The following is an 11,741-nucleotide window of genomic DNA, read 5'->3' as shown; positions in this document are numbered from 1 at the left end:
TTAACGTCTTCTTTTTGTATTTCGTCGTCTGTTTGCCGTCCCGCTCTTGGATCTGCCGCTGCCTGTTCCGGTCCGGCGGCTCTTGCGCCTGGATGGTCTGCGGTCGCTGCTTGAGCTTCCTCCGCTGCTTTCCTTTGAGCCTTTTTTGCCGAATGAGGGTATCAATAATTTCGCAAGCGGTGCCATCTGCGTGATGCTGCCGAAGACCTTTTGGACCTTGGTAATGGTTGTTAATATGCCATCCAGGCCGCCCATCCGGTCGACAAAGCCTTTGATTTCATTCAGATTGGCCATACTGGTCAGATTAGAAAGCGAGAAGCCCTTCTTCGGCTGCACCTCGGGCGGCTGGCTCGGCGGTATAACGGCCGGCAGCAGGCTTGGGCTTGCCTGCGTCTGCGAGATATGGACGTTCTGCGGCGGCGCGGCATCGCCGTTATAAGGAAAGGCGCCTTGCTGGCCGTTATAAGGTCGGCTGAGTGGATTCTGCCCTTGCCGATGCGCATAATCCTGGTCACGCCCAGCGCCTCCACGGTTGCCGACGCCGGGATATTGATGATGATTCAAGGAGATCACAACCCTTTTTTTATTAGTCTATGGAATAGGCTAAGAGGTGGATTGGACGAATGCCCGGTTATGGAATAAAATTAGTGATATATGCCCTGTCGCAAGATGACAATGCCGCATCGGACGGGCCTTTCTTCTTACATCCTGTAAAGCGTGAATACGGTAACGTTTGAAAAAAAATCCTTAAACCTTTACAATGATAGCAATAGTACTCATGGGAGTGAATGCGAATGCAGCTGAAGAAGCTGAATGATAAAGCAATAGACCAACTATTTGAAGCGATCCTTACATTGAAATCGGTTGAGGAATGTTATGTTTTCTTTGATGATTTGTGTACGGTTAACGAGATACAATCTTTGTCGCAGCGTCTGGAAGTAGCCCGTATGCTTGGCAAAGGCAGCACCTATAATCAGATTGAAGCGGAGACAGGTGCCAGCACAGCGACGATCTCCAGGGTCAAGCGTTGTTTGAATTACGGCAACGATGGATATAAAATGACACTAGAGAGATTGGGCCGCTAGAAGGAAGGGCTCCACATGAATCCCGGCATTCTGGTCGTTAGTCACGGTTCCAGGGAAAAAAGTTGGGTCGACCTTATAGACGAAGCCGTACGCCAAGCATCGGGCAGCATTCATGTGCCCGTTGTTTCTGCGTTTTTGGAGATCGTTGAGGGCAGACTTATTCAGGATGGTATAGACGAGCTGGAGAGACAGGGAGTGACGGACATGTTCGTGCTCCCGTTATTCGTTTCTTCCGGCAGTACCCATGTCGATGAGATCGGTCAGGCGTTCGGATTTGCGCCGCTGACTGATTTTGAAGGAGACTTGGGTTTGTTTCGTGTGGAGGCGAATGTGCATTACGGCTCTCCCATTGATGATGACGAAGACATTGCAGAGATGTTATATTCGCATATTTCGAATCTGTCGACCTGCCCAGAGCGAGAGGCTGTGCTGTTGATCGGCCATGGCAGCAAGGAGCCAGTCTTCCATGAACGCTGGCAGGACGGATTGTCCGGGCTTGCAGAGCGTGTTCGAAGGCGCGGCGGATTCGGCAGGGCTGATTATGCCATGCTGCTCCCCGATCAGGCAGTGGGGAAGCTGGAGGCTCTTCAGGGGCAGGAAGATGTGGATGATGTCCTTGTCGTGCCTGTGTTCCTAAGCCAAGGCTATTTCACCAATAAAGTAATACCCGCAAGACTTGAAGGATTGGCCTACCGGTACAATGGCCGCGCCATGCTGCCTCATCCCGCAATCGAGAGATGGCTTCACCGGCAGATGGCAGGCTGGTTGTCCCGTAACGGTTATGGTTAGTGTTGTTCCATTAAGGAGGAGCGAGTTGCAATGAAACGCGCGAGGCTTATCTATAATCCGACGTCGGGCCGAGAAGAGATGAAACGACGGCTCCCGGATATTTTGCAGCGACTGGATCAAGGCGGTATCGAGGCGACTTGTCATGCGACAATTGGCGAAGGAGATGCGACGCTTGCCGCCGCTGATGCGGCAGATCGAGGCTATGACATGATCATTGCAGCGGGAGGTGACGGCACGCTCTACGAAGTCATCAATGGACTTGCGAATAAGCCGAATCGTCCGCCGCTGGGCATATTGCCTGTCGGGACGACGAATGACTTCGCACGCGCGACGGGTATCCCGAAGCATTGGGAATATGCCTGCGATCTGATCATCGGACAGTATACAAGACCTGTCGATGTAGGCGTGGCGAATGAGCGTTATTTCATTAATATTGCTGGCGGCGGGTCACTGACGGAGCTTACCTATGATGTGCCGAGCAAGCTGAAGACGATGGTTGGGCAATTGGCTTATTATATGAAGGGTCTGGAGAAGATGACACGCCTTCGCCCGACGGAGCTGAAGTTTGTAGCTGAGGGCGTGGGGGAATTCCATGACGAGTTCATGTTGTTCCTGATCTGCAACAGCAACTCCGTAGGAGGCTTCGAGCGGCTTGCGCCGGATTCCAAGATAGATGACGGCTTGCTGGACGTACTCCTGATTCGGAAGATGAATCTGGCGGAATTTATTAGGCTCGTCACGCTTGCTCTTCGGGGTGAGCACTTGTCTGATCCGCATGTCATTCATTTGCGCACGAATAGCCTGAAGGTAACGACACCGGATTATGTGCAGATTAATCTGGACGGCGAATACGGCGGCGTGCTGCCTGCCCACTTCTCGGTGCTTCCTTCGCATCTGCGCATCTTCGCGGACGAGACAGGCGAATCGACGTATCGGTAAGGGGACAGTCAAACTGCAAGCATGAGAGAACGGAGATTATATGACTAGAAAATCAGGAAGAAACGTGAGGAACGCGAGACCGGCCAAGCCGAGCTACGACACTCCGTTTCAAAAAAATGAAGAAGTCACGGTCGACCTGGTCGGCCTGACGCATGATGGTGACGGGGTAGGCCGGGCGAACGGCTTTACCCTGTTTGTTCAAGGCGGGCTTCCCGGGGAGCAGGCGCGCGTGCGCGTCATGAAGCTGAAGAAGCAATACGGCTACGCACGACTGCAGGAGCTGGTCAAGGCTAGCCCGGACCGGATTAACCCGCCATGTGATATCTACAAGGAATGCGGCGGCTGCCAGCTGCAGCATCTCGACTATGAGGCGCAGCTCGCTTGGAAGCGGCAGCATGTCATTGATAACTTGACGCGTATCGGCAAGCTGAGTGTAGCTGGTGAGAGAGACGCTCAGGATGGCGTTATCGTGCATCCTACGATCGGCATGGATGATCCGTGGCGCTACCGTAATAAAGCAGCTGTGCCTGTAGGTGCAGCTGGTGAGAATGGCGAGCTGGTTGCCGGCTTCTACGCGCGCGGCACGCACCGCATTATCGATATGGACGATTGCCTGATCCAGCATGAGCATAACGACGAGGTCGTCCGCGTCGTGAAGAAGGTGGCGCGGGATTTGCGCATCCAGCCTTATGATGAATCGACGGGTAAGGGTGTTCTGCGTCATATTATGGCTCGTACCGGCGTCGTGACCGGCGAGATCATGGTTGTGCTAGTGACGAACGGCAAGCGGCTGCCTCGCCAGCCAGAGTGGATTGAGCATCTGCGCGCTTCGCTGCCGGGACTGAAGAGCATCGTGCTGAACGTGAACGAAGAGCATACTAACGCGATCTTCGGCGATGAGACGCGCGTCCTGTGGGGCAGCGAGTTCATCTATGATGAGCTGGATGGGATTCGATTCGCGATCTCAGCGCGCTCGTTCTATCAGATCAATCCGGCGCAGACGGTGGCTCTGTACCGCAAGGCGGTGGAATATGCGGCGCTGAGCGGCAAGGAGAGGGTCATTGACGCGTATTGCGGCATTGGCACGATCTCGCTATTCCTGGCGAGACAGGCCGGCCATGTATACGGCGTTGAGATTGTGCCAGAGGCGATCGAAGACGCGAAGCGCAACGCTGCGCTGAACGGCATCGACAATGCCAGCTTCGAAGCAGGACCTGCCGAGGTCGTCATGCCTCGCTGGCGCAAGGAAGGCGTAGAAGCCGACGTCGTCGTCGTCGACCCACCGCGCAAGGGCTGCGACCCGGCGCTGCTGGAGACGATCCTCGCGCTTCAGCCGAAACGCGTCGTCTATGTGAGTTGTAATCCATCCACGCTAGCGCGTGACCTGCGCATTCTTGAGGATGGCGGGTATAAGACGGTGGAAGTGACTCCGGTGGATATGTTTCCTTGGACGGTTCATGTGGAGAGTGTGGCTCTCCTGAAAAGATGATAGTACTGAAGGGCGAAATGATAGAACTGAAACCGGTTTGAGTGGTCTGATACAGCCTGTAATTCTATGCTAATACAGAGTGTTTTTGCTGACGTTGATGTGAATTTGATGTGAATAAGCTAATTTCGTTATAGTAAATGGTGATAATTCTACACAAGACATAAGAAAAAGAGACGCCGAGGAGCCGGGCTCCTAAGCGTCTTATTTTTGCGTTTTAGCTTGATCCGCAAACAGAAATTTAAGCTTGTCGGCAGCTATCTGGTCCGCACTCTGAAGCGCATGGCCGTAGATGTTCATCGTTGTGAATATGTCGCCGTGCCCGAGCCGTTCTGAAATGATTTTTGCATGAACGCCCTGATTAATGAGCAGAGTCACGGCGGTATGATGCAGATCGTGGAAGCGGATATACCGGAGCCCGTGCTTTTTGATGAACGAACGGAACCACAGATAGGGGCGCTCATGATGAAGTGTGAGTAGCCTGTATGTAAGTGATGGCGTCGACGGTTATCGAACTAACGAATGAAGAAGCAGAAGCTGTTGCTGGTAAAATTGTTTATGAAGTCATGAAAAGACTTCACGATATGTAGATGACCACCCTCATCTCGAATGAGCTACCTAAAATACAGATCATCAGAGAAGCGGCCGGATATTAATATAAAATGTAAAAAGACAGTAGCTCGTCCTGCTAGGACTTCGGCTGGTCATATAATCTGCCAGCGTTTCTGTAGCACGAGCAGTACCAAAGTCAACGAGAATGGAACGTGCGAGATGACCAAGCGAGTTCTTGATGACGGACTAAGGTGACTGTGATAAAATAGGTTTGCATTCGAGACAGTGTGTAGTGTTCCGTGCTCAAATATTATTAAAGGGATGAATTTTATGAAAACACGTGACATTGATATTCGCTCGGTCTTGATGACCAAGTTGAGCCGAGAACACTCAAATGAAGAGGACGTACTTATTCTAGATGAATTAGGTGTTTGTCAAGGTGAAGCAAGAATTGATGTTGCAGTAATAAACGGAGCAATGAATGGCTATGAAATAAAAAGTGAGAGTGATACGCTTGAACGACTACCCAGACAAACTGAAGCATATAATAGGGTCTTTGATACAGTGACTTTAGTTGTAAGCGAGAAATACATAGAAGATGTACGAGAGAAAATACCTCCGTGGTGGGGGATTCTGAGGGTTAAAGCTAATGCAAGAGGAAATATAATTTTATACAGAGAACGAAGAGCAAACAAAAATAAAATGATCGATCCGTATGCAATTGCGCAATTGTTATGGCGAGATGAAGCTATAGAATTGCTAAAAAAAAGAGGCTTGCATAAAGGGTTAATGAGCAAGCCTCGGGAATATATATGGAAAGCATTGGCTGAGAATGTGCCTAAAAAGGAATTACAATATGAAGTAAGATGCGTTCTTAAGTCCAGGAAAAGTTGGCGAGTTCATTAACTACTAGAGTAATGTGATGGTTAGTGCCAACTCGTCTCCATGTTTCGGCTGTACCTGTGGAAGCCGCTCCGTTAGCACAATCAAAAATATAAGTATCTCCCCAGCTAAACAAATTACCACTGTAGCCAGGGTGAGCGACAATTTGTTGGCATAAAGCTTGAGCCTGTCCCCACCCTCCTGATCCAGCTTTTCTAACAGAGACCCCTCTAAATATATAATAATCATTCTTGCCCGTATATCTTATTCCCGCCGCAATTTGCATAAGCCGCGGATCCATTTCAACTAAGTCGGGACTGTTGATCGTATAGTCTCCGAAAGTAGGAATCCTTGTAATTCTATTTCTATTGGCGTATAAAGTTCTCCAAACATTCCATTCATCTCTGGGGACAGATCCAGAACTACCTGTTGAAACAAATTTGGATAGGTTTGAGGGGAAGGCACTTGCAGTTATTGTAAGTGTTCTAAACGCGTGAATGTTCGATATTGAATTAATAACAGCTAAAGTTGTTATTACTGATGAACGCACCTCATCTGTGGTAATCTCACCTAAGTCAATTACTAAATCAGTCTGGGCTTCAGAAATATCTAGTGATGTAAGTAGCGTATTTATAATTTGCTCTGTTCCAATAAAGTCATCGTCGGTCAATCTAATACAAACACCATTGTTATCGATCCGGTTTATTTCACGAACTTCATCTTGATATGCTACGTCTCTATTGCTTCCTGTTACTGGAATGCCGTGAAATTCTACACTACGTATTTCGTCGAAGATATAGCTTAGTGGGTGTCTGCCGTCTTGCATGCGGTCACTGGTATCAAGATAATCTAAATCAATAAAAAAAGGGATTCTAGCTTCCCATGTGTTCTGAATTTGGTCTTGAAAATCTCCTAGATGTTGGTCAATAGTCTCTTTAGGACAGTCGTTTTTGTAATCGTAGGTTATTGGTACAATTTCAATCAAGGGCGTGAATTGTGATTTGATTTGATGTGGTAGTTTTTCAAGAGCTACCTGTTCGCCTCGTTTCCATTTAATAATGGGTACATAGTGCCTTTGATCAAACATTTGTCAACCTCCTAAGAAATTTCTTCATCGGCTGAAGGATTTTATTAGTTCTTCCAGATTATAATATAATACTACTAAAGACCTCCTTTTTGTAGCGAACATGCGTTCGTGGACATATACACCTATATGCTTGGTAATGATTTATAATCGTAAGGACAATTGTGAAATTGATGTGAAATATAATGTTAAATGCTCCTAAGTCTATCAAACCAGTACAACAGAACTGCAAAAATCTACAATTGGTGCGGTTTCGTGCGTGGTACTATAACAGAAGCGGTAAAAAAGGAGGCGTTACCCTTGGGCGGTTCATGTGGAGAGTGTTTGTTTGCTCGTTAGGGATGATATAGGAAGCGGGAAGCCTTGATGTATAAGGGTTTGCGGGCTAAAACGCTATGCCTAGTGAAGTGGTGTAACAGAGGCGTTTGAACGGAGGTCCTAAAATTGCTGTAAATTGAAATGAGTGAGCAAAAAGAACAGAAGATAGCGCCGAGAGTGAAACTTTTTAACTCAGCGTCTTCATCTGTTCTTTTTTAATGTCAATAGAGAATAGTTTTTCAAATTTATCAGCCGCAGCTTGGTCGGTAGAACGCTGAGCAAGGCTAAATACATTCATAGTTGCAGATATGTTGTAATGCCATTAAACAACCTTGGCATGTAAGCCTTGGTTAATGGGTAGTTTAGCTGATGTATGGCGCAGATCGTGGAGTCATATAATGGAGGTCGTTCTTCAGTGCATAATCCCATGTATGTTCAAGTGAATATAAATATTCCTCAACTCAGGAAAAAACTTTGCTTGGGTTTTCTATTATAATATTGGAAAATGGGATATATAGATAGCTTAATTTTTTGAAAGTGATTTTTGAAAACTTTGAGATTAAATCCTACTTACAACATGGGAGGTATATTCAATGTCGAAGTTGACAGATATTAAACAAAAAATATTGCAGCTTGATGGGGGCGCATTTCAAGAGTTATGTGATGCGTATTTATTTAAATTAGGATACGAAAATGTATTATCCTTAGGGATGAAATCTGGCACCATGAAAACTACAAAAGGAATCCCGGATACATATTTTCATGATCCTAGTGGAAAGTACATTTTTGTTATGTACACTACTCAGCAATCAAATATTTATGAAAAGATACACGCAGATATTTTCGACTGCTTAAAATTCGAGAAAACGGGAGTAGAGCTATCAAATATTGCGGAAATTATCTGTTTCCATACATCAGCTACCTTGTCTGCAGGAAAAAGCAAACAGCTACACGATCTTTGTTCGTCTAACGGAGTATTACTTCAATTAAATGGAGTAGATGAGCTAGCCAGTAACCTTTATACCCGATTCCACGGAATATCGCGGGATTTCTTAGGCGTTTCGATAAGCACTGAGCAGATTTTTAATTCTGAGGAGTTTATATTTGCTTATGATTCGAATGGAATGGCAGCTCCACTTTCAACTGCCTTCCAGTTTAGAGAAAAAGAAACTATCGAATTGTTAACTAAAATAGAAAAATCCAGTGTTATATTGATAACGGGACCTGCCGGAGTGGGAAAAACACGGTTAGCATTAGAGTGTTGTAAAACATATGCATTTGAAAACAATTATAGATTGTTGTGTGTTCAAAGTAATCGCCTACCTATATATGAAGATTTAAAAGTATTTTTAGATACCCCCGATAGATATCTTTTAATGATCGATGACGCGAATCAAATTACGGGACTACAACATGCGCTGCAGTACCTTACAAAGTATAAACAAGGGTACGATGTGAAGATCGTAATGACAGTGAGAGATTACGCAAAACAGACAACCATTTATGACATTCGAGAGTTTACGATTCCAGACGTTTGTACAATCAGCACATTTTCGGACGAAGAAATAAAGAAGCTTTTAGAAGTTAATTTGAAAATATTAAATTCAGACTATCTTGATAAGATTGTTAGAATTGCCGAAGGAAATGCGAGGCTTGCTATTCTTGCAGGAAGGCTTGCGGTTGAAACACAATCATTATCTAGCATTAATGATGCAACTCAGTTGTATGAAGGGTATTATGGCAAATTCATTAAAAACAATATTTTCGATCAAGATAGAGATTTGTGCGCAGTGGCAGGAATGATTGCTTTCCTGACAGCAATAAACCTCGAACGTCTGGAAAGCTTAATGCCTCTACTAGAGAAGATAGGTATATCGGATACTTCATTTATTTCATGTTCCCATAGATTACACGAGTTGGAATTGGTGGACATATACAATGATAAGGCTGCAAAAATATCAGATCAGTGTCTTGGCAACTATCTACTTGCGTATGTATTTATAAACAAACGGATCATTCCGTTATCAGAAATGCTAAAAGCTTGTTTCGAGAGTTATCAACCACGTGTAATTAATGCAGTTAACACTCTTGGCAATATCTTTGCTTCTGAGATTATACACAATCAACTTGAAAAAGAAATACGTATTGTGTGGGATGATTTTGAAAAATCACAGAGTCCGCTGTTCTTTGAATTTGTCAAAATATTTCATAGCATAAAGCCAACTGAAACATTATTGATGCTGAAAGAAAGAATTGATAGATTACCTCAAGGTTTTTTTGACATTAACTCTATCGATTTCGAGAAAGAAAGCCGTAATAATAGCGTAAATGACGATGTTTTAAATATTATAGGCAGATTCTACGATAAAAATGATCTGCCAGAAGCTTTGGATTTATTATTCGAATATTACAAAAAAATGCCGCAAGGGTTTATGAATTTTTATCATACAATTAACAACTCGTTCGGTGTTAAAAAGAATTCACATCGCTATGACTATTGGACGCAGATCCAATTGATAAACAAATTTATTGAACATGCTGATGCATGGAAAAATGAAACAATATGCATCCTTTTTGTGAGAGTAGCTGCTCAGTTACTAAAGTTGCACTTTTCGCCTTCAGAGACAGGGAGAGGAAATACAATCACTATGTATCAAATACCTGTTCAACTAAGTGATGGTTCTCGAAAATATCGAGAATTGATCTGGAGTGCTTTATTTAAATTATATAAATACGATGAGTATAAACTAAAAATTGAAACTATAATTAAAGAATATGGATACTTCAACAAAGATAAAATTGAAAAAGAACTGGTACAATTTGATTGCCCGTATATAATCCGTTTTTTCAGTAATCATTTATCCCCGCGTAGACTTTCACACTGCATTATAGCAAAAACAGTAGTAGATCAATGTAAACGTCTTGGTATAGAGGTACAGCCACATTTATATGATTATTTAAATAGTCCTGATTTTTTAATTTATAAACTGTTAAAGGGCGAACGCCATCTAGAAGAGTTTGATTGGGAAAAGGAAAAAGAGTTAAAAGAATCTGACATTCGATATTTGTTAAGGGATGCTAACCAAGAAACAATTCAAAATATGCTGGGAGTATGTGTTAGTTATGAGAAGTGTGACTTTAAGGACACGTGGGACATTATTGGTGGGCTACAGTACGCATTCGATTATCTCGAAATTAATAAAGAACTTTATTTGTATGCCGTTGATGCTTATCTAGATCATAATACTCCTATAAACCTGTATCCCGATCCTATCATGAAAAAGCTATTTGAGTTGGTTGGAGTTGATCGAACTTATGAAATAATTAACAAATTTGAATTTGATCAAAAAAATGCATGGTTTTTTTCATTCTTTAGAAATTTGCCTTCTGAAGCTATTTCGAAGCAATTTGTGCAGATGCTATATGACTTTTTATCTTTACACGAGGGCAACATTACTTCATCACCATCTAGAGAAATTGAATTTTTAGAAAAATACAGAGAATTTGATGACGAAGTATTCGTAAAAGCAGGAAGAATTATTGCGAAAAAATACGACTATTCTTCCTTTATGTTTTCATTATATTTTCATACCATGTTTGGTTCATATGATGGCGGCACTGATCCAGATATACTACATGACCGATTTAAAAGTGATGTGGCTTTGTTAAAAGAAATATACTTTAAACAGATTTCCTGCGAGAAAAATACCGATCATAAGGGCAAATATCTCGTCAATTTTATACTTATGGACTCTTCATTTATTGATGAATTTATTAGTTATACTTTGAAGGGTAGAGATTCTTGGAGGCATGAAGATGAAAAGCGCATATCTGCAGTCTGGGATTGTGATGACTATATTCAACTCGCTGATCATATTTTTAAATCGTATTGCAATGTTGAGGGGCTTTATTCGTGGCAAGTTTCAGGACATATAGCCCACCTTTTCATGGTTAGGGATAGATCAGGAAATCGAATCATACGTCAGGACGAGTGGCTGTCTCATTTCATAAGCATCAATTATAATAATTCAGAGTTTATGAAAATATTGTTTTCATCTATTGTTGATGCAAAGTTTTCAGATGAACGTCGCAAGAAACATCTTTTACGATTCATTAAATTAAATACAGATTCTGTTTTATTTGAAGAAATTGAATTAGAATCAAGAAGTTATGGTGGTGGATGGGGGAGCATGATTCCACACATCGAGGTAAAAATCGCATTTTTAGAATCTTTGCTTCCTGCATTAACTGGATTAACTTATTTAAAGCATAAGCAAAGAGTACAACGGTCAATTGAAGCATGGAGACGTAATATTGAACAAGAACAAATGGATGAAGTTCTAAGAGACATTTAGAGGAACTGTACAGAGCTGGGGCATCGGGAGCTTGTACCGATGTAGGGGGTATCAATTATTTTCAATTATAGAATATTTCGGGGTAATAGGGTTTGAACTAGATTCTAGGGTCGCATAGGACTTGGGGGGGAGCTTCAACACAGAGATATAAGGTTCATGCGGGGAGAATTGAGATGACTCCACCTACAATCCCAAGTTAAGTGAGTTTCCAAGTTAGTTAAAATTCTGAATGAATAAACTTTATTGTTTCG

8 protein-coding genes and 1 pseudogene are annotated in these 11,741 nt (G+C 43.4%); 6 read left to right on the top strand and 3 right to left on the bottom strand.

Annotation, left to right across the window (positions count from 1 at the left end):
* Window positions 1-564 carry a tyrosine protein kinase gene (locus ACFVSO_RS01925; protein WP_387469515.1) on the bottom strand — a complete coding sequence of 188 codons (564 nt, stop codon included), beginning with the start codon at window positions 562-564 and terminating at the stop codon, window positions 1-3.
* A gap of 230 nt (window positions 565-794) precedes the next feature.
* Between ACFVSO_RS01925 and ACFVSO_RS01920 the strand changes: the two genes are divergently transcribed.
* The 4 genes from ACFVSO_RS01920 to rlmD are packed head-to-tail and all read left to right on the top strand — an operon-like array spanning window position 795 to window position 4,302.
* A complete protein-coding gene (locus ACFVSO_RS01920) occupies window positions 795-1,085 on the top strand; it encodes a YerC/YecD family TrpR-related protein (protein ID WP_116046509.1) in 291 nt (96 codons plus the stop codon).
* 15 nt (window positions 1,086-1,100) lie between these two features.
* On the top strand, window positions 1,101-1,874 hold the full coding sequence (locus ACFVSO_RS01915) for a sirohydrochlorin chelatase (RefSeq protein ID WP_387469512.1): 774 nt from the start codon (window positions 1,101-1,103) through the stop codon (window positions 1,872-1,874).
* A 30-nt stretch (window positions 1,875-1,904) separates the two neighbouring features.
* Window positions 1,905-2,813 carry a diacylglycerol kinase gene (locus tag ACFVSO_RS01910; RefSeq protein ID WP_387469510.1) on the top strand — a complete coding sequence of 303 codons (909 nt, stop codon included), beginning with the start codon at window positions 1,905-1,907 and terminating at the stop codon, window positions 2,811-2,813.
* Between the two features lie 40 nt (window positions 2,814-2,853).
* Window positions 2,854-4,302, top strand: a complete 1,449-nt coding sequence (rlmD, locus tag ACFVSO_RS01905) for a 23S rRNA (uracil(1939)-C(5))-methyltransferase RlmD (RefSeq protein WP_387469508.1) — start codon at window positions 2,854-2,856, stop codon at window positions 4,300-4,302.
* Window positions 4,303-4,503: 201 nt separating this feature from the next.
* Here rlmD and ACFVSO_RS01900 read toward each other — a convergent pair.
* A pseudogene (locus tag ACFVSO_RS01900) lies at window positions 4,504-4,761 on the bottom strand (tyrosine-type recombinase/integrase); the annotation flags it as partial.
* Between the two features lie 420 nt (window positions 4,762-5,181).
* On the opposite strand from ACFVSO_RS01900, the gene ACFVSO_RS01895 reads away from it, so the two are divergent.
* Window positions 5,182-5,757, top strand: coding sequence for a sce7726 family protein (locus tag ACFVSO_RS01895; RefSeq protein ID WP_387469506.1), 576 nt, complete (start codon window positions 5,182-5,184; stop codon window positions 5,755-5,757).
* On the opposite strand, the gene ACFVSO_RS01890 is transcribed toward ACFVSO_RS01895, so the two are convergent.
* Window positions 5,726-6,820, bottom strand: coding sequence for a beta family protein (locus ACFVSO_RS01890; protein ID WP_387469503.1), 1,095 nt, complete (start codon window positions 6,818-6,820; stop codon window positions 5,726-5,728). The two genes, ACFVSO_RS01895 and ACFVSO_RS01890, sit on opposite strands and share 32 nt — an antisense overlap.
* A gap of 908 nt (window positions 6,821-7,728) precedes the next feature.
* Here ACFVSO_RS01890 and ACFVSO_RS01885 point away from each other — a divergent pair.
* Window positions 7,729-11,490 (top strand): hypothetical protein, encoded by a 3,762-nt coding sequence (locus tag ACFVSO_RS01885; protein WP_387469501.1) that lies wholly within the window; start codon window positions 7,729-7,731, stop codon window positions 11,488-11,490.
* The last annotated feature ends 251 nt before the right edge of the window (window positions 11,491-11,741 follow it).

Origin of the sequence: Paenibacillus sp. NPDC057967 (assembly GCF_042887015.1) — a bacterium.
Classification (GTDB): Bacteria; Bacillota; Bacilli; order Paenibacillales; family Paenibacillaceae; genus Pristimantibacillus.
Note: the sequence above shows the minus strand (reverse complement) of the source record. Positions and strands in the feature narration are given on the sequence as shown.

Excerpts from the sequence above, each read along its gene's own strand:
- ACFVSO_RS01920 (WP_116046509.1), top strand. The coding sequence starts at position 795 with ATGCAGCTGAAGAAGCTGAATGATAAAGCAATAGACCAACTATTTGAA.
- ACFVSO_RS01915 (WP_387469512.1), top strand. The coding sequence starts at position 1,101 with ATGAATCCCGGCATTCTGGTCGTTAGTCACGGTTCCAGGGAAAAAAGT.
- ACFVSO_RS01910 (WP_387469510.1), top strand. The coding sequence starts at position 1,905 with ATGAAACGCGCGAGGCTTATCTATAATCCGACGTCGGGCCGAGAAGAG.
- rlmD (WP_387469508.1), top strand. The coding sequence starts at position 2,854 with ATGACTAGAAAATCAGGAAGAAACGTGAGGAACGCGAGACCGGCCAAG.
- ACFVSO_RS01895 (WP_387469506.1), top strand. The coding sequence starts at position 5,182 with ATGAAAACACGTGACATTGATATTCGCTCGGTCTTGATGACCAAGTTG.
- ACFVSO_RS01890 (WP_387469503.1), bottom strand. The coding sequence starts at position 6,820 with ATGTTTGATCAAAGGCACTATGTACCCATTATTAAATGGAAACGAGGC.
- ACFVSO_RS01885 (WP_387469501.1), top strand. The coding sequence starts at position 7,729 with ATGTCGAAGTTGACAGATATTAAACAAAAAATATTGCAGCTTGATGGG.